Raw genomic sequence first — 26,378 nt, forward strand, 5'->3', positions numbered from 1 at the left:
GCAACAAAAATCCGTGTTTTTGTTCGTAAATAACAGGATTTGTTTACTTCTAACGGCATAGACCAATAGGTTTCAGTTAAAGTTATATGTTAGGTGTTTCTAAAACTTGTTCTAATTACCAGCAGAAAGAGATGGTGTTTGGGTTATCCACAATTTATTAACATGCTCCTTGTGCCGCTGGAAATATTTAACCCTGTTGAATAGTAAATGTCAAGATAAATTTACGTTCTTCAAAAATAACCTCTATTCGTGCCATAGCAATGATTTATGAAAGAGAAAATTCTTGCATTTAAGAGAATTTAATGTATATTTCTCACCGCTTTGAAAAATGGGAAAAAAGCTATCAACACCGAAACATGGACAATAAATGAAGAGAACGTATCAGCCAAGTAACCGTAAACGCCGCAATAAACATGGATTTCGCAAAAGAATGTCTTCTGCCGACGGAAGGGAAATTTTGAAAAGAAGAAGAGCCAAGGGGCGGAAGAGACTTACTGTATCCTCAGAAATAGCCAAGAAATGACAAATTGGACAGACGGCTTCCAAAAAAGGAGGTCCTTCGCGGAAGAAAAAAAATCAGTGATCTTTTCCGTTATGGTGATAAAATATCTTCCGGCACTCTGTGTGCCTACTGGAACCGATGTCATTCAAGAAAAGTCGCATTTCACGTTTCCACAAAGGTGGGCAATTCAGTAACCAGAAATAAACTCAAACGCCGTTTAAGAGAAATCTATCGAAACAATAAAGCCTTATTCCCGGGTGATATCTGCATAATATTTTCAGCCCCGGAGCCCGTTGTCGAAAGTTCATACCATAGCCTCGAATTAACCATTAAAGATATAGCCGCACGGATTTCGTCGAAATATGCTCAATCTTAAATCGATCCCTAAACACACCGTTCTCGGCCTGCTGAAGCTATATCGGTTGACAATTTCTCCGTTTTTAGGAGCAAATTGCAGATTTTATCCCTCCTGTTCACAATATTCGATCGAGGCGGTCGAGAAGTACGGCGCATTTAAAGGGGGGCTTCTTTCTCTCAAGAGGGTATCTAAATGCCATCCGCTGCATTCCGGCGGAGTAGATATGGTACCATGAAAAAGACAGATAAAAATACAGTTTTAGCCATTCTTCTGATCGGGCTAATTCTTGTAATGACCCCTTCATATTTAAGATGGCTTAACCCGCCGCCGCCCGTATCTCCCGAAGCTGATAATCTCATTTTTGGCGTTGATTCCGTGCTCACGCCGAAATTTCGGTCGTTCGATTCCGATGCAGCGATTTACGACCCGGTCATTACAACCCTTCCGGAAGAAGCCGAACTGTTCGACACCGCCGAAGAAATGATTGTGTCCATAGAAACACCTCTTTATTCTGCCGGCTTGTCTTCAAGGGGGGGCGGAAGCATAATTAGCTGGGTGCTTAAAAATTATCAGGGACCCGATAAGAATCCGGCAAAACTGTTATCTTCCTACAAAGGCGGCAACCTTGGTATTCGATTCGTCAACGTAAACCGGGATACCGTAGATCTGTCAAAGCTCAACTGGACCCCTTCTCCGGAAAATCAATCTTATATTTCCCTTGATTACGGCCAGTCGGCGGAAATTTCTTTTACTTTTCGTCTGCCGAACGGCTTCAGTATAAGGAAATCGTTCAGGTTCAACGGTGACGGTTATGATTTTTCACTTGACGTGGACGCTTCTGCCTTAAGCGGCTCAACAATAAACAACAGATATACGCTTTCATGGGATACGCCCCTGCTGTCTACAGAGAAGTATCTGGTCGATGAGATGCAGTATGCCCGTGCACTGGCATTGCTCGGTGATGACGTCGAAGAATTAGACGCCGTAGTCAACAAGGTCGAAAGGGAATACTACGATGGAAACGTTTCATGGGCTGCTACGCGAACCAAGTATTTTACCGCAGCTATTATTCCGGAAACGATGCCTGCAAACAGGGTTATGCTCAAGTCAACAGGAAAGAATACGCGGGATGAAGAGCTCTATAAATCCTTTGCGGTTTCGCTTGACATGCCTATAAGCGGACAATACGCAATTGGCAGCGATAGATTTACCGTTTACATAGGACCTCTAAGTTACGATTTACTCAAAAGTTACGGATTTGAGCTTGAGAAGATGATGAACTTCGGATGGGGCTTTATCAGACCGATAAGCAAGGCTGTCCTCTGGTCATTTACGAAGCTGCACGCTTTCATACCTAATTACGGCTTGGTAATTATCCTCTTTTCCGTTCTTGTTAAGATTCTGGTTTATCCGCTTACCCATAAAAGCTTTGTCTCCATGAAGAAGATGCAGGATTTGCAGCCTGTTATTGCCGAGCTTAAGGAGAAATATAAGGACGATCAGCCTACAATGCAAAAGAAGCAGATGCAGCTTTTCAAAGAGAAGGGAGTAAACCCTCTCGGCGGATGTTTACCCATGTTGTTACAAATGCCGCTGCTTTTCGCGCTTTTCACCGTGTTCCGCTCCACTATAGAGCTGCGCGGCGCCGCATTCGTTTGGTGGATAACAGACCTCTCTTCCCAGGACACGCTATTCACTCTCCCGTTTGCTCTGCCGTTTTATGGAGCTAATGTTAATTTCTTGCCGATCTTTATGGGTTTTACGATGTACCTCCAGCAAAAATATTCCGGTCAGTCAACAATGAACCAACAGCAAAAATTTATGGGATATTTTATGCCGATCTTCTTGGTTCTCTTTTTTAATACATTTCCCTCCGGACTGAACTTATATTATTCTCTATTTAATATTTTCAGCGTAATTCAGACCAAATATCTCTCCGACGGAATATTTGGCAAGAAAAAACAGGCAGAGGACAAAACGGACAATTAAATAATCCTCCATCCGGACTATGCTAAACCGGCAGCTAAACGAAGACACAATCACAGCGCTCTCAACACCGCCGGGAATCGGTGGTATTGCTGTTGTCAGAATATCGGGTGAAAAATCATTACAAATAATCAATAAATTGCTGCCAAAGAGTAAGCATCTGTCCAGCAAATCTCACGGAATTGCCACGCCGGCTACTATAATTGACGGAAAATCGCAAGAACCTATAGACGAGGTCATTGTTACCTATTTTAGGGGGCCGAATTCTTATACCACGGAAGATCTTGTGGAAATTAGCTGCCATGGAGGACTTTACGTACAGGGAATACTACTTGAGCTAATCACCGATCTTGGCGCCCGGGTAGCCCAGCCGGGAGAATTCACGAAGAGAGCTTTCCTCGGTGGAAGAATTGACCTATCGCAGGCGGAGGGTGTAGCCGACATTATCGCCGCCAAAGTAGAATCCGCCCATAAATCCTCTTTGCTACAAATCCAGGGAAACATAAAGAGAAGCGTCAAGTCGCTGAGATCAAGGATTATTGAAATCGCTGCGCTGATAGAAGCGGAGCTGGATTTTTCCGAAGACGAAATAGAGCATACTCCGAATAAAAAATTAGCCGAAATGATCAAGGCGCTGCACACGGACGCGCTCGGACTGCTTCAAAATTACGGATACGGTAAGATTCTGAGAGAAGGCGCTCTTGTGCCTATTATCGGTAAGCCGAATGCGGGTAAATCCAGCCTTCTCAACGCCATCCTCAACAGTGATCGGGCTATAGTAACCCCTACGCCCGGTACCACACGAGATACCATCGAGGAAGAAGTTGAATTAGGGGGATATTTGATTCGCCTTGTAGATACCGCCGGACTGAGAGAGTCCGGAGACAACATCGAACAGATCGGAATCGATAAGTCCATTTCCCGGCTTGAATCGGCAGACCTGACAGTGTGGCTGCTTGACAGATCTACGCCGATTGAAAATGAAGACCTTGCCATATTCGAGAGACTCGAAGGGAAGAATTACATCACAATCGAGAGCAAGGTAGACCTTGAAAGGGATGCCTCCTTTTCACCACAAAAAAACGGGTTCAATATAGAGTGCTCGATTTCATCTTTAACCGGCGAGGGGATGGAAGCGCTCGGGGAAAAAATCGCAGAGCGTGTTGGTGAAATCAGCTCCGGGGAAGCCGCGATTATTACAAATGCCCGACACGCGAATGCGATCAAATTAGGGGCTGCATCACTTCAAATGGCGGTTGAGGCGGCAAAGGAAGGTCGGGGGGGAGAATATTTAGCCGTCGACCTGAGAGAGGCAATGGACCACCTGGGAGAGCTCACCGGTGAAGTCACGACCGACGATATACTAAACGAAATATTCGGGAAATTCTGCATTGGAAAGTGAAACTGTTTCACGTGAAACGGGTTTGGTTCAATTGATTTTTGTAAACATGGTTGTTTCACGTGAAACAGTTTACGATATTTGGATTAACCGAACGATCATCGTATAATTATCTCCTTGAAAGATACATTTGACATAATAGTCGTAGGCGCCGGACATGCCGGTGTTGAAGCCGCTCTTGCCGCCGCCCGCATGGGAAACAATGTGGCGATTGTCACCATGGACACATCCGCCATCGGGCGCATGTCGTGTAATCCGGCCATCGGCGGTTTGGCAAAGGGGCATCTTGTGCGCGAGATCGATGCGCTCGGCGGCGAGATGGGGCTTGCCGCTGATTCCACAGGCATACAATTTAAAATGCTGAACCGCTCAAAGGGGAGGGCGGTCTGGTCTCCGCGCTGCCAGAGTGATAAATATGCGTACTCCGCTTATATGGAAAATGTAGTGAAATCCGAGAAAAACATCACACTTATAGGCGACGCCGTATCAGAAATTATTACATCAGGCGATAGGGTAACCGGGGTAAGCACAAAAACGCATGGCGCAATCTCGGCCAGTGCGGTAGTGCTCACATGCGGTACTTTCCTGAACGGATTAATGCACACGGGTCTCAGCTCCAGAGATGGAGGAAGGGTGGGAGAAAAAACAGCTAAGGGTCTCACGGAAAATCTCAAGTCTTATGGGTTTCAATCAGGAAGATTAAAAACGGGTACGCCGCCGAGATTAAAAAAAGCTACGATCGATTTTGATAGCACCCAAATTCAATACGGCGATGATCATCCGACCCCCTTTTCGTTTCGTACGCTGAATTTTAATCCCAAGAATGAACCCGCCTATATAACTCATACAAATGAAAAAACGCATCGAGTCATAGAATCGGGGCTCGATCAATCCCCGATGTACACCGGAGCGATCGAGGGGATCGGACCGAGATATTGTCCGTCGATTGAAGACAAGGTGGTGCGCTTCTCGGACAGGCCGTCTCACCAGCTCTTCCTCGAACCGGAGGGGCTTGATAGTGATGAGATATACGTCAACGGCTTCTCGACGAGCTTACCGGAAGAAATTCAGCTAAGGGCTATCAGAACCGTGCCGGGTTTGCACCGGGTTGAATTTACCAGAGCGGGGTATGCGGTCGAATATGATTTTTTCCCTCCCCACCAGCTCTACCACAGCCTCGAGACAAAGCTGATTGAAAATCTTTTCTTTGCCGGTCAAATAAACGGAACAAGCGGTTACGAAGAAGCCGCCGCCCAGGGTTTTGTTGCTGGAGTGAATGCCGCATTAAAAATAAATGGCGAAAAGCCGTTCGTGACAGACAGGGCGGAGAGCTACATCGGTGTACTGATAGACGACCTTGTGTCCAAGGGTACGCTCGAACCTTATCGGATGTTTACTTCACGCGCAGAATACCGTATTCTTCTCCGGCAAGATAACGCTGATATTCGGTTATCCGAGAAAGGATACGAGCTCGGATTGATTCCTGAAAAAATTCATAATCGCGCAATGGAAAAAAAGGCTTTAATTCGTGAGGCTATATCCTTGCTAAGCAAGAGCTCCGTCTCCGCTGCGGAGATAAATGATTACCTGTCCGCTTTTATACTAAAGCCGGCGGTGAATTCGTCCACGCTCATACGCATTATCCGGCGGCCCGAACTTCGACTGCTTGACATGATGCCGATCATCGAAAATAAGCTTCCCGGGCTCGCAGAAAAAATTAGGCTGGACGAAGAATCCGGCGAACAAATCGAACTTGAAATTAAGTACGAAGGATATTTGAAAAGACAAGAGGAACAGGTTGAACGCTTCCGCAAGATGGAACATAAAAGTATTCCGCCCGGCTTTGACTACGGAATTATTCGTTCGCTCTCATCGGAGGGAAGAGAAAAGCTAGCTTCTATGAAACCTGAATCGCTCGGGCAGGCATCCCGCATTTCCGGTGTTAGGCCATCTGACATCTCTCTCGTTGCCGTGGCGCTAAAAGCCTTTAGCGCTAACAGCGGATAATCAAATCTTGGCTCCGGTATTTGAAGGGATAAATTTCATTGAAGAGCTGATCGGGAAGGACGAAGCATCGAAGTCCTTTGCCGAAAAAGCTGCGCTTGGGGGGCGATATAAAGTCTCCGGACTCTCCGGCTCCCTCACGGCGTTCCTCGCAAAATCTACATTCAAGTCCACGGGGCGAAGCCTATTAATTGCGGCCGAATCACTAAAAAGGGCGGAGGCGTATCGAGACGACTTAGAAACATTATTGGGCAAAGAGTTCGTTTATTTTTTCCCCGAGTCCGGCAAATCAATAGGACAAGAATCGATCACTATACAAGCCTTTCAATCCCATGCGCTGCAGGGACTGCTCGGAGGCGATCACGCACTTATTATTTCTACGTTCCGCGGGTTGTTAGAGATGGTCCCGCCATTAGGAGATCTTATTAAAAACCGGATTCAGCTGAACGCAGGAGATGAAATCGAGATTGAAACCCTTATCTCCCGGTTGACTAATATCGGATATGAACGGGAAAAAATGGTATCACGCCCATTTGAGTTCAGCGTTCGCGGCGGCATTCTGGATATTTTTCCCATATCTTCCGAATATCCCGTGAGGATAGATTTTTTTGACGACACAATAGATTCGATTAGAGAATTTGATATTATCACGCAGAGGTCGCATAAACACATTATAAACAGTATGATAAGCCCTGATTTTCTTGTCGAAAATCTATGGCAGGGAGCGAGCCAGAGCCTTGTTTCGGTAATTCCGCCAGACACCATGATTTGGATAGACGGCTATGACAGGCTTGCACAAATTGCCGACGATGATCCGAACATCGACCTCGAAGAAATTAAAAACAAGATTGATGGGAGCGATGGAGCAGACATCCTCTCCGTCTCGTCGCCGGGATCGATACGGTTTAACTCTTCACCCCAAACAAGATATCGCAGCTCGATGAGCGCTTTATCCAAGGACTTACATAAGTGGGAAACCGATAAGGATTTCGTTTTCATTTTATGCGAGAACGATTTTCATCAGGAGCGCCTCAGCAAGACACTCGATAACGACGGGACAGCTATCGAAACCGCACCGCTCTCTGCCGGGTTCAACCTTCCGTCTGTGAATTTACGCGTTCTAACCGACCACGAGATTTTTGATCGCACCAGGAAGAGGCGCTCTTTCAACCGATTTATATCCCATGGAACTCCGGTCCGGGATTCTGCCGGAATCCAAATAGGTGATTTTCTCGTTCACATTGATCACGGAATCGGAGAGTACCGGGGTATGGAAAAAATAAAAATCTCCGGCGCAATGAGAGAATGCCTGAAGATTTTATATGCGGGCGGAGATAAGATATATCTTCCGGTAGAAAACTTTCGCCGTATCCAAAAATACAAAGCCGCTGAGGGTATCGTTCCCAAGTTAAACAAGCTCGGAAGCAATGAATGGGAAAAGATAAAAAAACGAACCCGCTCTTCCACCGATAAGATAGCCCGGGACCTTGTAGAGCTTTATGCCAAAAGGCTTAGCTCAAAAGGGTTTTCATTCGCCCCGGACATCGATATGCAGTGGGCTTTGGAGGCTAGCTTCCCGTTCGAGGAAACGCCCGATCAGCTCCGTGCTGTCGAAGAGGTCAAGGCTGACATGGAAAAGGAGCATCCTATGGACCGGCTGCTTTGCGGTGATGTGGGGTTCGGCAAAACAGAAGTGGCATTACGCGCAGCATTTAAATGCGTCCTGAGCGGAAAGCAAACCTCCCTGCTTGTGCCTACTACTATTTTAGCCGAGCAGCATTACCGGACATTCAGGGAGAGATTAGAGCCTTTTCCGGTTATTGTCGAATCCCTGAGCAGGTTCAAAAGCAAGAAAGAGCAGAGTGAAATATTAAAGCAACTTGAATCCGGAAAAGTAGATATTCTAATCGGCACTCACCGAATTTTATCCGCCGACGTTAAATTCAAGGACTTAGGATTGCTTATTATAGACGAAGAGCACCGTTTCGGCGTCCGCCAGAAGGAATCATTAAAAAATCTGAGAATCTCTGTCGATACCCTGTCTATGACGGCAACCCCAATCCCGAGAACTCTCAACTTTTCCTTGCTCGGAGCCCGTGACCTGTCAAATATAAATACGGCACCCAAAAACCGGCTTCCGATTTACACGGAAATCACCACCTTAGACGAAGGTGTTGTCCGCGATGCCGTGATGAGAGAGGTTGAAAGAAACGGACAGATCTATTTCGTTCATAACGAAATCAAGTCTATCAATCGGATTTATGAGAAGCTCAGGCGCTGGGTGCCGCATGTCAGAATCTGCATAGCTCACGGTCAGATGAAGCCCAAAGAGCTCGAAAGCATAATGTCTGATTTCATGGGGCGGAAATATGAACTTTTGTTGAGCACGATGATAATTGAAAGCGGACTCGACATACCCAATGTCAACACCATTTTAATCAACCGGGCTGACAGGTTTGGACTTTCGCAGCTATATCAGCTTCGTGGAAGAGTCGGCAGGTCGGATAAACGGGCGTTCGCATACTTGCTCATCCCACCGATCCATAAGTTGGGCAGCAATGCAATAAGTCGATTAAACACGCTTGAAAATTTTTCCCATCTCGGGGCAGGATTCAGCATAGCGATGCAAGACCTCGAAATTCGGGGCGCCGGAAACTTATTGGGCACACAGCAAAGCGGCTTCATGGAAGCCGTCGGATTCGATATGTATAACCGGCTTGTCGCCGAAGCCGTGGATAAAATTAAGGAAGAGTTCGGAATAAAGCAATCATCCGTGCAAAGCGTGGAAACGGAAATATCTTGTGATCTCGATGCTTATTTACCGGACTCGTACATCTTGGACGGTGAGGTTCGTGTGGATTTTTATAAACGATTAGCCTCGCTTACTGAAATGTCTGAACTCGAGGATATCAGGGAAGAATTATCCGATAGATACGGATCGATTCCGCAGGAGGCTAAAAACCTGCTCGACATAACCGAGATAAAAATCATATCGTCTAAATTAAGGATAAGGTCTCTCAAAATTAAGCGCTCGGAGATCAGCGGCTTACTCGGAGATTATGAAGAAGTCTCGCCTGAGGACATTTTTTTCAAATCTCTGTCAACAAGCGATGGTTTGGATAAATATGATTTAACTATTGATTCTGCAAACGGGGTGAGTTTCAGGGCAAAGCTTTCCGATAAAAACAAACTCAAATCAGCGAAAACCCTGTTGAATTCATTATCGCCATAAATTAACTTTCCAGCATGCTTAAGTATCGAAACATAGAAAACAACGAGGAAAATGTTAAATGAAATTAGATCGTATACTGGCAATATTGTTAATCCCGATTTTTATATTATCCGCCTGCTCAAAGAAACACCCGAAAGAGAAAGGTCCGGTCATCGCGAAGATAGGGAATGAGTATTTATATCTTTATGATATGATTACACCGAGCGACAGCCTCAGGTTTTCTGACAAGGGGGCCTCCTTTAAGAAAAACCGTGTTGAAGTGTTTGTAATGAGATATCTGTACGCAAAGCTGGGCTATTCGGATGGAATCCATAAAAAGGAGTCTATACAGGAACAATTAAGTAACCATATTAACAAAAGCATGATAAACGTTGTATATAAAAAGGCGGTACTCGATAAATTCGTCAATGAAAAAACCATGAGAGACCTGTATGAGCGTCTCCAGGGGCAGATTTCCGGCAGACATATTTTAATTTCTTATGCTGATGCGGAGAGCAATCCTAAAGACGTTAGCCGATCCAAATCCGACGCTCTTCAGCTTATCGGCGACATAAGGGAAAGGATCGCCTCAGGGGACGATTTTATATCGTTAGCCGACGAACTGTCTGAAGACACGACTTCAACAGATGGCGGAAACATAGGCTTCTTTAAGTGGGGTGATATGGAAGATTCATTCCAGGAGGTGGCGTTTTCCCTTCCTGTCGGATCGGTCTCCGAGCCAGTAGAAACATCTTACGGATATCACATCATATGGATAGATTCAATCCGTACCGTTGACTACAGTTCTTTTGCAAGAATGGAGAGGGGGCTGAATAGAAGATTGTCCAACACTCATAAGGATGAAATTATACAAGCAGGCAAAGATTTTATAAATTCCTTAAACTCCGCAGCCGGAACGGAGCTGTATGACGATAGGATTGAAAGCCTGTCTGTTCTTATGTTGGAATATGTTCAGTCTGACAGCTCTTATAAGGCCGGAATAAAGCCTGTAGTGTTTTTGGAAGAAGCAAAATCCATTGGACCACTCGCGACTTACGATGGTAAAGATGTAACAACGCAGATTCTGATAGGTCTTATTAAAGACCCGAAAACCGGCTGGACGATAGCTTCTCTTACGGATACTTCCACGATCAAGAATTTAGTCGTTAACGAGATCAACAAAAAATTAATTACAGAATACGGATATACAAATAAATTTGACGAAGACAGCTCTATGGCTGAAGATTTAAAGAAGCAAGAAAGAGGTTACGTCTGGCAGGAAATCAAAAAGTTGAATATTGAAGATCGTATCGATGACAGAGAGGAAAATCTCCTAAAATATTATAATGAAAACAAAGACAATTATGTTTCAAAACGAATCTCTGACATCTTAGAGATACTGGTTTCTGAAAAAACCTTAGCCGACTCACTTTACTCTCTCGTCATGAGTGGAGGTGACATGGAGTCTCTGGCATTAGAATTTTCGGAGCGCAGCACGGCGAAAAAGAATAACGGCATAATCAAGGGAGTCACGTCAAAGCGCCTCGGACCTATAGGAAAACAAGCCGCCAAGATGAACGTCGGTGATATCTCCAAGCCGCTAAGGGCCGGTAAAAAGTGGTCTATATTCAAAATCGTGTCCGCTGTGCCGCCCGGCTATATTCCATTTAGCGAAGCAAAAAGCAGGCTGGTTGCTAATTTCAAGAACGACGAAATAAAGAGACTTACAGAAGAATTCGGCAGGTATTTAATAAATAAATACAATCCGCATTACTATTTCGAAAACATAAACGCCCAAGTGGCAACATCAGAAATTGAGTAATAAATCCAGAATTTATTTGTTTTTGTTATTCCTTGCTTCCGCGGCGCTTATTTTCGGAATATATACTAATCGAGGATTTTCAAACAGTGATGGCGCTATTATCGTTGCGAGGGTGGGCTCATCAAAACTTACCGAAAAAGACCTGTCGGAATTGGTATCAAGCTCCGGAGTGGATAAATATAGACTTAAGCTCCTTGCAGAAGGGTGGGTGAATCGTGAACTCCTTGCTCGCAGCGCTGAAGAGGCGGATCTTTCTAATGACGAGTTGTTGTCTTACAGCCTTGAAAATTATAGAAGGGAGCTTCTTGCCAATTTATACCTTCAGGATAGGTTCAGACATATGCCGTTTGTGAAGGATCGGGAGATTGCAGAATTCTATAAAAATAATATTGAAACTTATCTGCGTGATGAAAAGCAAATCAGGGCATATCATTTCCTGCTTGATGATGAAACGACAGCAAACGACCTGAAAGACGCTCTAAGCACAAGCGACGATCAGAAAATGTCTTTGCTGTTAAATAATTATCACGGCACACTAAGAACCTTCGGTAGAAACGATGTTATTGAGGAGATATCATCTAATGCTTTCGGCTCAAGAAGAGATATTGTCGGACCTATCGCTACCGAGTATGGGTACCACGTTCTACAAATTCTTGACCGGTTTGAAGCTGAATCTCTAATACCGATACATGAAGTGAAAGACGAAATCATTCAAAAACTTAAAATACATAAACAAAATATATTGTATTATCAAATCTTAGACAGCCTTAGGCTGTCCGTCGATTACTACATAAATGAATCATACCTTGATCAGCAATAAACTCAACACTCTCATATTCGTCTGTTTTATGGCTAACGCGCCTAACCTTGCCTCCCAGGTAATAGACGGTATCGCTGCTGTGGTCGGAGACGAGATCATATTGAAAAGTGAGGTGGATCAGTTTGCTAAAACACAGGCGCTGCGTATGAGGATAGATCCAATAAGAAATCCGAGCAGGTATGAAAGTATTTGGCGCAGGACGCTTAAAACTCTTGTGGACCAAAAAATATTACTCGACCGTGCCGAGTTAGACAGCATAGAGATTAGTGACAGGGAAATTGAAGAGGCGCTGGACAATCAAATAGAAGGAATAATACAAAGAGCGGGCTCACGCGAAATGGTAGAAGAACTCATAGGATACTCTTTAAACAGACTCAAAAGAAATTATCGTGAAGAAATCAGAAAACAAAAATTAGTTGACAAAGTTCAACAATTGAAGTTCAGCGACATGTCTGTAAACAGGCGAGAAGTTGAAGAATTTTTCTCTGAATATTCTGATAGTCTTCCTGAACTGAAACCTGCTGTAAAGATAAGTCATATATTGAAAGAAGTTGTCGCAGGCCCGGGCGCCGACAGCATCGCATATCAGAAAGCCGACAGCCTCCTGGGATTATTGAAAACCGGATCTGATTTTGACGAAATAGCCATGAAATACTCAGACGACACTAATTCAGCCGTTAACGGGGGCGAGCTTGGTTTTATGAAGAGAGGAACTCTTGTACCTGAATTTGAGGAAGCATCATATTCTCTACTGCCCGGCTCTATAAGCAAGATAGTTAAAACCGAATTCGGATATCATGTCATTAAAATGATAGAGAGGCGAGGCGACAAAATTAACGTCAAACATGTTTTGATAATGGCTAAAACAAGTACGTCAGATGAAGATCGTGTCATAAGTTTATTGAACGATATCATCGAAAAAATTAATTCGGGCGATCAGTTTGAAAAGATGGCGTTGGAACACAGTGACGATCCTGAGGTGAAGCTTAATAATGGAGATCTCGGGTGGCTTGATCTTGCTTCTCTAAATATACCTCAATTCGCCTTTGTATTGGATACGCTGCAAGTTGGAAATATTAGTGCTCCATTCAAAACGGATTTTGGTTATCATATTATTAAAAAAATCGATTACCGTGAGGGAGGACCGCTTTCATTAGAAAATAATTGGCATGAAATTGAATCCATGGTTGTAAGGAACAAAAGATTAAAAGTATATAATGAATGGCTGAATTCAATCCGTAATGAAGTATATATTGATATCAAAATGTAAATAAATTATTGATAAGATGTTAACGAGCACGTTAATAAGATGTTTAAATTCTTGTTAGTCAATTTTTAATATACAATTGAGCGATGATATAAAAATTAATCTGGATATCTATCCGGTTTACTAACATTATGTTAAGGATATTTACAGTAGGTAAGTATATATTCTTAATGTATTTATAGTATCTAATGTTATACTATTAACACTATTATTAGTATAAGTATTATTCTGCAGTTTTTATAATTATAAGTCAATAAATGTATTGTCAATTTCAGTGGTGAGTAGTAACTTATATCCTTAGTTATATTCGTTGATTTGAAATAGATTTTTCTTTTAGATAAGGATTTGGTCAATGAAGTTTTCAATAGAAAGAGAATCGATTTATAAGGAACTTCAAAGAGCTAATAGGGTAGTTCCAGTCCGTTCTACTTTGCCTATTTTGACTTGTGTTTTACTTAGTGTAAAAGACTCGAGATTAAAAATATCTGCTACGGATATAGAGATTACATTTGTTAGCGAGGTGGATGTAAAAGATTCGGATGATGGATCGGTTGCTGTTCCTTCAAAAGTTTTGAATGATATTATCGGAGTCTTGCCTCAAGGTGAGATTAAAGTTAGTTCTGATGATAAACAAAATGTGCAAATAGATTGTTCAAGCGGGAGATATTCTATTGCCGGTAGATCTGCTGAAGATTTTCCAGCTACGCCTGATTTAAAAGATGAACAGCAGATTGATATTGATAACGACACTCTTCATAGAATCATTGAAAAAACAGTTTTTGCGGTTAGCGCTGATATGTTGAGACCTGCTCTGACCGGAGTATTGTTTGAATTTAATGGAAGCGGTTTGACTACCGTAGCTACTGACGGACATAGGTTGGCTAAGCTCTCTAATGATAAATTATCTACTTCCAAGATGAATTCAGGAGTTATTATACCAAAAAAATTCCTGAATCTTATACTGAATTCTTTAGTTAACGGTGATGAGAATCAGTTTTATATCAGCGAAAATCATGCTATGGTAACGATCGGTGATTCAAATTTTTATACAAGGATTATTGATGAAAAATATCCTGACTACAATAGTGTGATTCCTTCTGAAAATGATAAGGAACTGTCAGTTAGTGTTGAAAGTATTCTGTCATCTGTAATTAGGGTTTCTATTTTTGCGAATAAGACAACACAGCAAATAAAACTTAGTATATCCAACAATAAACTTAGAATATCATCTGCTGATCCGGAGTCAGGTGGTTCAGGATCGGAAGAAATAGAATGTGTTTACAGCGGCGAAGATATAGAGATAGGATTTAATTCAGAGTATCTTAAGGATATACTAAGGCAAATAGATACGAAAGATCTCATCATGAGCTTGAAAGCCCCGATAAGTGCCGGGTTAATCTATCCTTCTGATCAATTGGAAAATGAGAAATATACTATACTTCTTATGCCAATCAGGTTGACCGAAGAAGCATGACGCATATCGAGTGATGCATCTCGATAGAATGCGATTGTCAAATTTCAGAGTATACGAAAACTTCGAGACAGATTTCTCGAAATCATTAAATGTAATTACAGGCGATAACGGCGTAGGAAAATCCACAATTCTTGAGGCGGTTTATTATCTTTCGCTTACAAAGAGCTTCCGCTCGAATAAAGATGATGATGTGGTTAGGTTTAATTCCGATTTCTTTATGTCTACAGGTACGTTTATTTCTGATAATGGGGTAGATGATACTATCTTGGTATCTTTCTCAAGAGATACCGGAAAATCAGTTAAGAGTCAGGGGAAAAAGGTTAGCAGGTATAGCGATATAGTTGGAAGACACTCTATTGTGATGTTATCCCCTGAAGATATGCTTGCCACTCTCAGCTCGCCTTCCGGCCATAGACGGTTTATGAATCTGACAATCTCGCAGGTGAATTCAAGCCACTTGAATAAACTGGTATCGTACAGGACACTCCTGCGTCAACGTAATTCCGCAATTGGGTTAGCCGCATCCGGAAACAGGTCCGACGAAGAAACATTGGATGTAATAGAAGAGCAGCTTGGCGAGCTTTGCAATTCAATTATCAGCGACAGAAACGACTTTATAGAAAAAATATCTCCGGAATTTGAAACGATATTTAGCGCGCTTAATGAGGGCAAAAAAGAAGGAACGATTGCGTATAATCCATCTATGAGAGGAAATAAAGAAGAGCTGTTAAGATTATTCAGAGAACGAAGATCGTCAGATTATGAGAGCGGATATACCGTTAGGGGTCCGCATAGAGACAGTCTTTCATTTAACATCGACGGCAGGCAACTAAAAAAATTCGGCTCAAAGGGCGAAAATAAAATTTTCTTGGTCGCCTTGAAATTGGCACAGGGAAACTATACAGCTGAAATATCCGGGGTTAAACCGATCTACCTTCTCGATGATATTTTCATGGAGCTCGACAGGAGCCGTGCCCTGAAGACAATGGAATACATAAATAATGTCGGTCAGGTAATAATTACTACTACTGATTTTGAGGAATGGTCTGAATTGGTAGACACCGATGTAAATATTATCGGGCTGTCCTGATGCCCTGGCTATCGGAAGCTTTAGACGAGGTGATCAAGGAAATCGGGATTCGAAAATCCGTCGTATCCAACAGGGCGCGGGATGTTTGGGGTGAGGCGGTCGGTGATCTAATTAATGCAAATACAACTCTTCAAACCGTAGACAAAGACAAGCTGATAGTAATCGTCTCGAATGACGCATGGAGGCAGGAACTATCATACAGGAAAGAAGAGATATTAAAAAAAATAAACGAGTTGATCGGCGAAGAAGCCATTAAGGATATAATTTTCAGGTAAATATGAAAGAGAATAACAAGGGATCCGCAGAATACGGCGCAGAAGAAATCCAGGTCTTAAAGGGACTCGATGCAGTTCGCAAGAGACCAGCTATGTTCATAGGCGATATCGGCAGGCGCGGCATGCACCACCTGGTGAACGAAGTGGTAGACAACAGTATTGACGAAGCGCTTGCAGGATTTTGCACCAAGATGCATGTAACCATAAATAAAGATGAAAGCGTTACGGTAGAGGATGACGGAAGAGGGATACCGGTTGAGATGCATGCGGAGGAGAAAAAACCGGCGCTTGAGGTGGTTATGACTATCCTGCATGCCGGTGGAAAGTTCGAAAAAAGTTCCTACAAGATATCCGGGGGCCTTCATGGGGTCGGAGTCTCGGTTGTGAATGCCCTCTCTGAATGGTGCAAAGTTGAAGTCTCGCGGGATGGGTTTATATACATGCAGGAGTATGTTCGCGGCGTCACCAAGGGACCGCTGAAAAAGATCGGGAAGACGAAGAAAACCGGAACTAAAACGACCTTCAAGCCCGACCATAAAATATTTACGGTTAAACATTTTGATTTCAACATCGTTTCCGAAAGACTTCACGAGCTGGCATTTTTAAACAAGGGGCTGGAGATAATTCTTACGGATGAAAGAGACGGCAGAACAGAGACGTATCTGGCAAAGAAAGGGCTTGTGGAGTTTGTAAAATATCTCGATGAGAGCAGACACCCGATTCACGATAAGATCATCTGGTTTGAGGCCGAACGCGATGATGTTCCAGTAGAAGTTGCGATGGAATATACGGATAACTACACGGAGAATGTCTTTTCATTTGTCAATAACATAGACACGATCGAGGGGGGCACACATCTATCGGGATTCAAAACGGCCCTGACAAGAGTACTTAATAATTTCGGAATAAAGGACAACAAGTTTAAAGACCCGTCCAAGGGCCTGTCGGGTGATGACTGCCGCGAGGGGCTTACTGCCGTAATATCCATAAAAGTTGCGGAGCCGCAGTTTGAGGGGCAAACGAAAACAAAGCTCGGTAACGGCGAAATTAAAGGTATTGTTGACAGTATTGTATATGAACAGCTGACTGAATTTTTCGAACAGAACCCGCCGATTAGAAAAAAGATCATCGACAAGGCATTACTGTCGGCAAGAAGCAGGGAAGCCGCGCGAAAAGCGAGAGAGCTTATCAGAAGAAAATCGGCGCTGGATTCAGGAAACCTCCCGGGAAAATTGGCTGATTGTTCGACAAGAGACCCTGAATTTACAGAACTATATATCGTTGAGGGAGATTCAGCCGGCGGTTCTGCGAAGCAGGGACGAGACAGGATGTATCAAGCGGTGCTCCCATTGAGGGGGAAGATACTAAACGTCGAAAAGGCGAGGCTGGACAAAATATTGGGTAACAATGAAATCAGGACGCTTATCACAGCCCTTGGAACCGGCATAAGCGGCGAGGATTTTGATCTGGAAAAATTGCGGTACGGTAAGATAATAATAATGACCGACGCTGACGTGGACGGCGCCCACATAAGAACGCTTCTCCTGACATTTTTCTTCAGGCATATGCGCGAGCTGATTCAGGAGGGACACATATATATCGCACAGCCGCCGCTCTTTAAGATAAAGAGGGGAAAGTCAGAGGAATACGCATATAATGAAAAAGAGCGGGTAGAGATAGTCAAAAAATTATCGAAAAACGGGAAAAATAAAGTCGATATTCAGCGATACAAAGGGCTGGGAGAAATGAATCCTGATCAACTCTGGAAAACAACCATGGACCCGGAGACCAGAACGGTTTTGCGGGTTGCGCTTGAGGAAACAACAGTCGCGGATAAAGTCTTCTCTGACTTGATGGGAGAAGTTGTCGAGCCGAGAAGAAAATTTATAGAAGAGAATGCGCGATTCGTAAAAAACCTGGATATTTAAGGGAACGCCAATAAGAAATGGCAATTAAAAGAGAAAAAATATTTCCTATAGATATCGTCGATGAGATGCGGAGTTCGTACCTTGATTACTCGATGTCCGTAATTGTGTCACGAGCGCTCCCGGATGCACGCGACGGGCTGAAGCCGGTACACAGGCGCATACTGTACGGCATGGAAGATCTTGGCTTGAGAGCCAACAAACCGTTCAAGAAATGCGCCAGAATAGTGGGTGAAGTTTTGGGCAAATATCATCCGCATGGAGATACCGCGGTTTACGATTCACTCGTTCGCATGGCGCAGGATTTTTCGTTGAGGTATCCTTTGATAAACGGCCAGGGGAATTTTGGATCCGTTGACGGCGACGGCGCAGCGGCAATGAGATATACCGAAGCCAAGATGTTCAAGATCGCCGAGGAAATGCTTCGGGATATCGATAGAGATACAGTAAAATTCGTGCCTAATTTTGACGACAGTCTTCAAGAGCCGTCTGTCCTTCCTACAAGACTCCCGCAGCTGCACATGAACGGATCGAGCGGGATAGCCGTAGGAATGGCAACAAATATCCCCCCTCATAACCTTAACGAAATCTCGAATGCGCTGATCGCAATTATAGACAACCCGGACATTGAGTTAGAAGAAGTCATATCCCTCGTGAGCGGTCCGGATTTCCCGACAGGTGGAATAATATACGGCAAAAAGGGGATAGCGGAGGCTTATAAAACAGGCAAGGGTTCGCTGAAGATTCGCGCAAGATTAAGTGTCGAAACCTCCAAGGGGGGGAAGGAATCGATCATAGTTTCAGAAATACCCTTTCAGGTAAATAAATCCAACATGATAATGAAAATGGCAAATTTGGTTCGTGATAAGATTATAGAGGGTATTCGGGACATCCGGGATGAATCTGATAGGGACGGCATCAGAGTAGTAATCGATCTAAAAAAAGATGTCATACCTGACGTTATCATCAATCAGCTCTTCAAATACACACAGCTTCAAAACACTTTCGCGGTAAATTTCCTGGCGCTGGTAGATGGTCAGCCAAAAGTATTAAACCTCAAGGAGTCCCTCCTTCCGTTCATTGAATTCAGACACGAAGTGGTGTTGAGGAGAACCGAGTTTGACAAAAAGAAAGCTGAAAAGAGGGCGCATATACTCGAGGGATTGAAAACCGCGCTGGATAATATCGATGCGGTCATAGCGGTCATCAAAAAATCCGATTCTCCGGAGACGGCAAGAAATAAACTTATGAGCTCGTTTAAGCTTTCCGAGGTACAGGCGAAATCAATTTTGGAAATGCGGCTTCAATCTCTGACCGGCTTAGAACAGAAAAAACTGCTGGACGAATACAAGGAACTGCTAAAACTAATAGAAAAATTAAGCGGCATCCTCGATAACAAAACGCTGCGCATGGAGATAATAAAAGAGGAAATTCGGGAGATCAGTGAAAAGTACGGTGACAAGAGAAGAACGGAAATTGTGGAAGACGAAGGCGAATTTTCCATTGAAGATATGATAGCGGAAGAGGACGTTGTAATAACTATCTCTCACAAAGGTTTTATCAAAAGGTTTCCGGTAAGCGGTTTCAAGCGCCAGATGAGGGGTGGAAGAGGTCTAAAGGGGGCGTCGACCAAAGAAGACGATTTCGTGGAATACCTGTTTGTAGCGTCCACGCACCATCACCTGCTGATCTTTACAGACAGAGGGAAATGTCACTGGTTGAGAGTTCACGAAGTGCCGCAAGCCGGGCGGGCATCCCGGGGCAGGGCTATAGTGAACATCCTTCAGCTTGAAAAGGAAGAAAACCCGCAAGCATTTCTTGCGGTAAAAGAGTTCGATGAAGACCACTACATACTCATGGCAACAGAGCGGGGTCTTGTGAAAAAAACGGTGCTATCGGCATATAAAAGACCGATGAAAGGGGGTATTTACGCCATAGATATTCTTGAGGGTGACAAGCTTATCGAAGCCAGGCTGACAGACGGCTCGAACGACGTAATACTCGGTTCGTCAAAAGGAAAGGCGATAAGATTCTCGGAAACGGACGCCCGTCCGATGGGCAGAAAAACAAGAGGCGTCCGGGGAATGAAATTGGAAAAAGATGAAGATATAGTTATCGGCATGATCGTTATTAAACGTTCCGGCACCGTTCTGGCGGTGAGCGAAAACGGCTATGGGAAGCGTACCGGGATCGATGCTTATCCGATCAGGAAGCGCGGCGGTAAGGGGGTCTTGACCATCAGGACGACCGAAAAGATAGGTAAAATGCTTTCGATAAAGGAAGTGGTGGATTCAGACGATCTGATGATTATTACCGAGAACGGAATAATGATCCGGCAGCCGGTGGCAACTATACGAACAATAGGCAGGGCGACTCAGGGAGTCAGGCTTATAAGGCTTGACAAGGGAGATTCTATCGCGTCGGTGACACGTGTGATGGAAAAGGTGAATGATAACGAAAATGAAGAAAATGAAGAAAAAGAGGAAGAATCGAACACAGAGCCGTCTGACGAAACTTCCAAGTCTTGATACAACTCAAATCCTAACGATAACTTACGCTTGATTCCTTCGGATGAACAAACGTCCAAACTATATGACAGGTGGGTTGAGTTCATGGTCGGTACCCACGGCGCTTTCGAGGATGATCCGCGAAACCGGTTTATCTTTGAAGAAATATTAGCGTTTTCCAATTCAATTCAAGACGGCTCTACCATAATAGATATAGGCGCCGGTCAGTGTGAGCTGGCAATGTTCTTTGAAAATTCTAATTATGTTGGACTTGACCTTGGTATAGGCGATGAGAATTGGGATTTTTCTAATATATCCGTTCGTGGGGACGTTCAAAATTTACCGCTAAAAGACTCTGTTGCCGATGCGGCATTGAACGTGTGGGTGATGGAGCATATACCCGACCCGCCGCTTGTGATGCACGAGATGTTCAGGGTATTGAAGCCCGGAGGCAAGGTTTTTCTCGTTGCTCCGTTTTCACTACACGAACATCAGCAGCCTTTTGATTTTTACAGATATACCCGGTTTGGGATAAAGCATTTATTTGAGTCTTCCGGTTTTTCAAGCATAAGAGTCTATTCTGATTCTTCTCAGGAATTTGCCATGGGTCATGAATCCTACAAGTGGCTGTTAGCGCTCTCAGAAAGGCTCACAATGCAGGAAGAACAAAGAGAACACCTGAATCGGGCGCTTGAGACAACCCGCGCTCTAATGCTTGCGACGGCTAAACAATTCCCCGCTAAGACGGGAGATTTCGCACTCAACTGGATTTGTGTTGCCGAAAAATGATCTACAGGAAAAAAGAGGCTACAGGTCTAATTCTCTTATCACCGCTATAGTCGGCTTGGAATTATTAAGCGTGTAAAAGTGAATACCGGGAACCCCGGATTCAAGCAATTCAGCGCATTGAGCCGTTGCCTGCTCAATGCCAAGTGCTGTCGATTTATCTTTATCGCTGCCGGCTTCTAACATTTTAGATTGAAGTTCCCCGGGTATTTTTGTGTGGTTCATCTTGGCGAAGCGCATCACGAGTTCTGAGTTTACAAACGGAATCACACCGGGAATTATCGGCTTGTCGATGCCTATAGCTTTGGCGGATTCAACAAACTCGAAGTAATAGTCGTTATTAAAAAAGAACTGTGTAATGACGAAATCAGCGCCGGCATCAAGTTTTTTCTTGAGATTTAGGAGGTCATCCTCAACAGATGTTGAATCAGGATGACCTTCGGGATGACCGGCTACTCCGACCGAAAAATGTTCGAATTTTCCTACCAGCTCGACCACCTCCGATGCGTAATTAAATCCATCGGGATGAGGAACGAACTTTCCTCCTCCCGGCATGTCTCCCCTGAGCGCGAGAATGTTTTCGATTCCTCTTTTTTTGATAGTGTCGATATATTCTTCGAGATAATCTTTCGAGTGGTTGACGCAAGTCAGGTGAGGCATCGCCGTAACGCCGTACTCGTCCTGAATTTTGCTCACAAGGTCAAGAGTTGGTCTGGCCGTGCTGCCCCCAGCTCCGTATGTGACAGAATAAAAGCCGGGTGAGATCTCTTTTAGCCGGTTGAATACCTTGTATAATTTTTGAAAGCCGGTCTCTGTTTTTGGCGCATAAAACTCACAGGAGAGTACGGGCTTTTTACTCTCCTCATATATCCGGGAAATTTTCAATCAGAGCGGATTTCTGATATGCCTAAATATCTTCAAGAGTATGCTCTCTGCCCTTGTTTTGTTCTTGCAGCCAGACCATGAGCGGCTCAAAGTATTCGAGCATCGATTGTGCCGAGAGGTAGCTGCCCGTTTTTTCTCTCAACAGTTCGCGCCAATCAGCGCTCCCCCCTGTTTCGAGGATCGACCAGAGGAATTTCCCAACCTCTTTATTCCCAAAATAGTTTGTTGCATGCGGGTCCTCATTCAGGATATTTGCCGCTATATGATCGTGGAGCTGAAAGAGAAGAATGTTCGACACCGCATAGTCGTAATATTGGGCGGGATCGTTGTTTATATGAGTCTTTGAGGCCGGGTCGTTGTATTCCTCTCCCCTTGCGGAGGGCGGCACTATCCCTTGATATTTCTTCTTTAGACTCCACCATGTCTTGTTGTAAACCGCCGGATCGAGCGGGGACTCATATAGTTCTTTTTCAAACATGGTCATTACGCCGCTTGACCAGGGTATAAAGACCACGTAATTAAGCGCCTCTGCCATCAAAGCCTGAATTTCGTTTATCTTTCCTCCCTCAGGCAGCAGCCCGATAGCTTCTACGAACGGTTTTTGCATAGCTGCCAACCCTATCAGGCTGCCGATCGCCTCATGGTATGCCCTGTTTGCTCCTCCGCGCAGTAACGGCGGAACGTCATCATTTGTGTAAGCCATGTAGTAATATATGTGACCAAGCTCGTGATGGGTCGTTTCATACCAGGACGGATTTGCCTCGACGCTCATCAGTGACCTGACGTCATTCTGAAGGTCTAAGTGCCAGGCTGAGGCGTGGTTGTTTTTCTTGTAATTCGCATCCTTCGGGAGTGGATATAGAGACGAGCGTTCATAAAAGCTTTCAGGCAGCTCGTCGTATCCGAGACTCACAAAAAATCTCTCGGCTTGTCTAACTACCCATTCGGCATCCTTTTCCGCAAGAGCGGAAGACAGGTCCAGCCCCTCGACGGTTACCAGGGCGGTCCAGTCTTGACCCCACCTGTTTGGCAGCCAGTGAGCCGGGAGCAAATCAGGTACCGGCTCGCCGTATTTCCCGGCAAGCTCATACCGCCAGTAGGTGTGGAGCTCCCGGTAAAGAGGTCTCAGCTCACGATTGAACCTGTTCATAAGATCGACCATTTCTTCGACCGTCATATCGTAATCGCTTACCTGATATTGGAAAAAATCATCATATCCGAGAGCCTGAACGGTGGAGTTTCTCAGGCTAACAAGGTTCGTCAGCCCTTCTTTCAGCTCGATTCCGACCTCTTTGGATGCAGACCAGGCGGCGAGCCTTTCGTCAAGGTCTGCGGAGGTTCTTAATATTTCGTCTATTTCGTTGGTGGTCACAGATTCTCCATCGATCTTAAAATCGAATCCATAGAGCTTTTCTACCTGCTCGGTTTGTGCTGCGATTTTCTTTTTCACGACGTCCGGTATTGTCTGTGGTGAGCTGGCGGCACCGTAAAGGATCGCCTCGAGCTGTTTCACCTGAAGCGGCTCCAATGAATCTCTCTTACTCAGAAAGCCGCGGGATTTTTCTATGTTTTCTATACTTCCTGTAAATATTGCCAATTCCTCATTCGCCCTGTTGGTGCGGTAGGCGTTCATTGTATCACCCTCTATAATCATCGTGTTCGAACTCCATTCCGCTTCGGCAGAGGCGTATCGAAGCTCAAGGAATTTTTTCGTGTAGGAATCAAGGTAATTCTGCGCCTCGGCTGCGATACTCACGGCATCAGATGAACTCTCATCTTTGATGCTTTTAGTGCCGGTGCAGGAAAAGCCAAGGAATATTACCGATAAAATGATAGTTTGTTTTTTCATTACCCTTCCTTTTGGAATTAGTATAAATATCTATTCTGGTTTTTTAGGATTATGAAATATACCTTGACGATACTGAAATTTCAACGCTTTATTGTTACGCTCTAAAGACGTGGAAGGGAGAGAGAAAAAGAAGAAATAAGAATGCCGGGGGGAGTACTTTTAATGAAGAATAAAGTCTTGAAAGATGTTTTTCGAAACATCCTATCTTCTGTCGGAGTAAACGTAAATGGAAAGGAGCCAAGGGCTGCCTGAGCCTGCGATAAATTAGATTTTGATTGATGGAGAGGACAATTAAGCTAATATAATGATTAAGTTAATTTCTATGTTAACCGATAAGATGTTAGAAGGGTAAAGTTAGAGGGAGCATAAACCGATAAGGAATTTTTGAATAAAGTCCTTTTACACAGGCAGGGGAGACACCCTTGAAATATAGTAAGATGATTTACTCAAAGAATCAAGATTTTGATTTCAGTCGGTCGACTGACAGATACCTGAGCTTGCCGGGCGACAGGGAATTTTTACTTGTTATAAGGTCCGATAGCGCGTATATTAGCAACGTTAATACATCAAGATTATCAGACAGGAGAATTTAAAGATGCGTTCAGAACGATTTCATTTCTCGCGACCATTCATCCTTCTCAGCCTTATGCTGTTGGCTGGCCTGCTTTTGGTTGGCTGCGATCAAGCGACGGAGGTCACCTCTGTTCCTCAAGAAGAGGCCTTACTGGAATTAGCCTCAGCGAGCCAAATCCAAGCTGTAATGGCTATTCAAGACCGTCATACAGATCGCCTCTTGGCTATTTCCGGCGCTGTGGGCACAGCCACCGGACTGACTGAAGACGGCAAACCGGCCATCGTGGTATTTATCACGACAAATACTCTGGCAAAAAGTGCGCGGATACCTGCCAGTATAGAAGAAGTGCCGGTTATTGTAGAAGTGACCGGCATGTTCGTTGCACTGACTGACACTGACCCCAAGGCCAGGCAGCCCCGACCTGTACCAATTGGCGTTTCAACCGGTCATCCGGATATTACCGCCGGCACCATCGGGGCGCGGGTCAAAGATTCTGACGGAAACGTGTTCGCCCTGAGCAACAACCACGTCTACGCCAACCTCAATGAGGCTAATTTCGGCGACAGTGCGCTACAGCCGGGTTCTTTCGATGGCGGCGAGGACCCGGCCGACAAGATCGGCGAGCTATCCGACTTTGAGCCGATCCTGTTCGACGGCAGTGATAACATTATTGACGCCGCAATCGCAATCTCCTCGACGGATCTGCTCGGCAACTCTACCCCGCATGAAGGGTATGGGACGCCAAATTCGGCTACTGTCTCGGCAGCGTTAGAGCAAGCGGTGCAGAAATACGGGCGGACGACTGGACTTACGACAGGGGAGGTTGTCGGAGTTAACGCCACTGTGAATGTCTGCTACAAGTCTCGTGGACCATTTATGTGCAACTCAAACTTCATTGCGAAGTTTGTGAAGCAGATTGTCATAAGCTCCAGCTCCGGGGATTTCAGCTCGGGAGGCGACTCCGGGTCCCTGATCGTGACTAACGACGGGAGCAATAACCCGGTTGGGCTGCTGTTCGCGGGTAGCTCTACACGCACGATTGCCAACCCGATCGACTCAGTGCTCTTTCGATTCGGTGTGACCATAGACGACAGCGAACCGGTAGCGCCAGGAGCGGCGGATGCGACGACCTCCACGATCACGGCCTCGCCGACGTCGATAACGGCAGACGGGACCAGCGAGTCTACCGTCACTGTGCAGTTGAAAGATGCGGACGGGAACAGCCTCACCAGCGGCGGGGATGTCGTCGCGCTGAGCACGGACCTGGGTACCATTGGCGCCGTCACGGATAACGGGGACGGCACATACTCGGCGACGCTGACAGCAGGCACGACGGCAGGGACGGCAACAGTAACGGGTACGTTGAACGGGGTACCGATTACAGATACGGCCACGGTCACCTTCACCGAGCCCGCTGCAGGTGTTAACGTGACGAGTATTGCCCCGAACACAATGCAATCGGGCACCATGATAGTTGTAATAACTATCAGCGGCTCGGGCTTTGCGGCTGGGGCCGAAGTGACATTCGAAAACGGATCCGGTCCAGCTCCTAGCACATCTAACGTTGTCGTTGTTGATGCCAACACTATCACGGGTACAGTTACTGCCAAGAGCGGCGGCCCGGGACGCAACCGCGTCTGGGAT

Annotated in this window: 19 protein-coding genes; 17 read left to right on the top strand and 2 right to left on the bottom strand. The window is 44.9% G+C overall.

Annotation, left to right across the window (positions count from 1 at the left end):
* Nucleotides 1-367: 367 nt before the first annotated feature.
* The 16 genes from rpmH to IID12_01330 all read left to right on the top strand — a co-directional run bounded on the left by rpmH (nucleotide 368) and on the right by IID12_01330 (nucleotide 21,429).
* The gene (rpmH, locus tag IID12_01255) at nucleotides 368-523 is read left to right on the top strand and encodes a 50S ribosomal protein L34 (protein MCH8287719.1); all 156 of its coding nucleotides are present in this window, start codon (nucleotides 368-370) and stop codon (nucleotides 521-523) included.
* Between the two features lie 4 nt (nucleotides 524-527).
* A complete protein-coding gene (gene rnpA / locus IID12_01260; GenBank protein ID MCH8287720.1) occupies nucleotides 528-878 on the top strand; it encodes a ribonuclease P protein component in 351 nt (116 codons plus the stop codon).
* The gene (gene yidD / locus IID12_01265; GenBank protein MCH8287721.1) at nucleotides 865-1,095 is read left to right on the top strand and encodes a membrane protein insertion efficiency factor YidD; all 231 of its coding nucleotides are present in this window, start codon (nucleotides 865-867) and stop codon (nucleotides 1,093-1,095) included. Before rnpA ends, yidD begins: the two co-directional genes overlap by 14 nt.
* A complete protein-coding gene (gene yidC, locus IID12_01270) occupies nucleotides 1,092-2,849 on the top strand; it encodes a membrane protein insertase YidC (GenBank protein MCH8287722.1) in 1,758 nt (585 codons plus the stop codon). Before yidD ends, yidC begins: the two co-directional genes overlap by 4 nt.
* 19 nt (nucleotides 2,850-2,868) lie before the next feature.
* The gene (gene mnmE, locus IID12_01275; GenBank protein MCH8287723.1) at nucleotides 2,869-4,248 is read left to right on the top strand and encodes a tRNA uridine-5-carboxymethylaminomethyl(34) synthesis GTPase MnmE; all 1,380 of its coding nucleotides are present in this window, start codon (nucleotides 2,869-2,871) and stop codon (nucleotides 4,246-4,248) included.
* Nucleotides 4,249-4,362: 114 nt separating this feature from the next.
* A complete protein-coding gene (mnmG, locus tag IID12_01280) occupies nucleotides 4,363-6,252 on the top strand; it encodes a tRNA uridine-5-carboxymethylaminomethyl(34) synthesis enzyme MnmG (GenBank protein MCH8287724.1) in 1,890 nt (629 codons plus the stop codon).
* A 7-nt stretch (nucleotides 6,253-6,259) separates the two neighbouring features.
* Complete coding sequence (gene mfd, locus IID12_01285) at nucleotides 6,260-9,481, top strand: transcription-repair coupling factor (protein ID MCH8287725.1); 3,222 nt, start codon at nucleotides 6,260-6,262, stop codon at nucleotides 9,479-9,481.
* 58 nt (nucleotides 9,482-9,539) lie between these two features.
* Nucleotides 9,540-11,282, top strand: a complete 1,743-nt coding sequence (locus IID12_01290) for a peptidylprolyl isomerase (GenBank protein MCH8287726.1) — start codon at nucleotides 9,540-9,542, stop codon at nucleotides 11,280-11,282.
* Between the two features lie 16 nt (nucleotides 11,283-11,298).
* Nucleotides 11,299-12,102, top strand: coding sequence for a hypothetical protein (locus tag IID12_01295; GenBank protein ID MCH8287727.1), 804 nt, complete (start codon nucleotides 11,299-11,301; stop codon nucleotides 12,100-12,102).
* Nucleotides 12,089-13,372, top strand: a complete 1,284-nt coding sequence (locus tag IID12_01300) for a peptidylprolyl isomerase (GenBank protein MCH8287728.1) — start codon at nucleotides 12,089-12,091, stop codon at nucleotides 13,370-13,372. Before IID12_01295 ends, IID12_01300 begins: the two co-directional genes overlap by 14 nt.
* 349 nt (nucleotides 13,373-13,721) lie before the next feature.
* Nucleotides 13,722-14,843 carry a DNA polymerase III subunit beta gene (gene dnaN / locus IID12_01305; protein MCH8287729.1) on the top strand — a complete coding sequence of 374 codons (1,122 nt, stop codon included), beginning with the start codon at nucleotides 13,722-13,724 and terminating at the stop codon, nucleotides 14,841-14,843.
* 13 nt (nucleotides 14,844-14,856) lie between these two features.
* Nucleotides 14,857-15,933, top strand: a complete 1,077-nt coding sequence (gene recF / locus IID12_01310) for a DNA replication and repair protein RecF (protein ID MCH8287730.1) — start codon at nucleotides 14,857-14,859, stop codon at nucleotides 15,931-15,933.
* Complete coding sequence (locus tag IID12_01315) at nucleotides 15,933-16,208, top strand: DUF721 domain-containing protein (protein MCH8287731.1); 276 nt, start codon at nucleotides 15,933-15,935, stop codon at nucleotides 16,206-16,208. Before recF ends, IID12_01315 begins: the two co-directional genes overlap by 1 nt.
* A 2-nt stretch (nucleotides 16,209-16,210) precedes the next feature.
* A complete protein-coding gene (gene gyrB / locus IID12_01320; protein ID MCH8287732.1) occupies nucleotides 16,211-18,136 on the top strand; it encodes a DNA topoisomerase (ATP-hydrolyzing) subunit B in 1,926 nt (641 codons plus the stop codon).
* A 23-nt stretch (nucleotides 18,137-18,159) separates the two neighbouring features.
* The gene (gene gyrA / locus IID12_01325) at nucleotides 18,160-20,661 is read left to right on the top strand and encodes a DNA gyrase subunit A (GenBank protein MCH8287733.1); all 2,502 of its coding nucleotides are present in this window, start codon (nucleotides 18,160-18,162) and stop codon (nucleotides 20,659-20,661) included.
* Nucleotides 20,662-20,691: 30 nt separating this feature from the next.
* The gene (locus IID12_01330) at nucleotides 20,692-21,429 is read left to right on the top strand and encodes a class I SAM-dependent methyltransferase (GenBank protein MCH8287734.1); all 738 of its coding nucleotides are present in this window, start codon (nucleotides 20,692-20,694) and stop codon (nucleotides 21,427-21,429) included.
* A gap of 18 nt (nucleotides 21,430-21,447) precedes the next feature.
* Here IID12_01330 and metF read toward each other — a convergent pair whose 3' ends face one another.
* Together metF and IID12_01340 are read right to left on the bottom strand one after the other, a co-directional pair.
* A complete protein-coding gene (metF, locus tag IID12_01335; GenBank protein ID MCH8287735.1) occupies nucleotides 21,448-22,311 on the bottom strand; it encodes a methylenetetrahydrofolate reductase [NAD(P)H] in 864 nt (287 codons plus the stop codon).
* Nucleotides 22,312-22,333: 22 nt separating this feature from the next.
* Entirely contained in the window at nucleotides 22,334-24,160 is a 1,827-nt protein-coding gene (locus tag IID12_01340; GenBank protein MCH8287736.1) for a M2 family metallopeptidase, read from the bottom strand.
* 595 nt (nucleotides 24,161-24,755) lie between these two features.
* Here IID12_01340 and IID12_01345 point away from each other — a divergent pair.
* Nucleotides 24,756-26,378 (top strand): hypothetical protein (locus tag IID12_01345; GenBank protein MCH8287737.1); only part of this gene is annotated, 1,623 nt, incomplete at its 3' end.

Source organism: Candidatus Neomarinimicrobiota bacterium (assembly GCA_022567655.1).
GTDB lineage: Bacteria > Fidelibacterota > SORT01 > SORT01 > SORT01 > JADFGO01.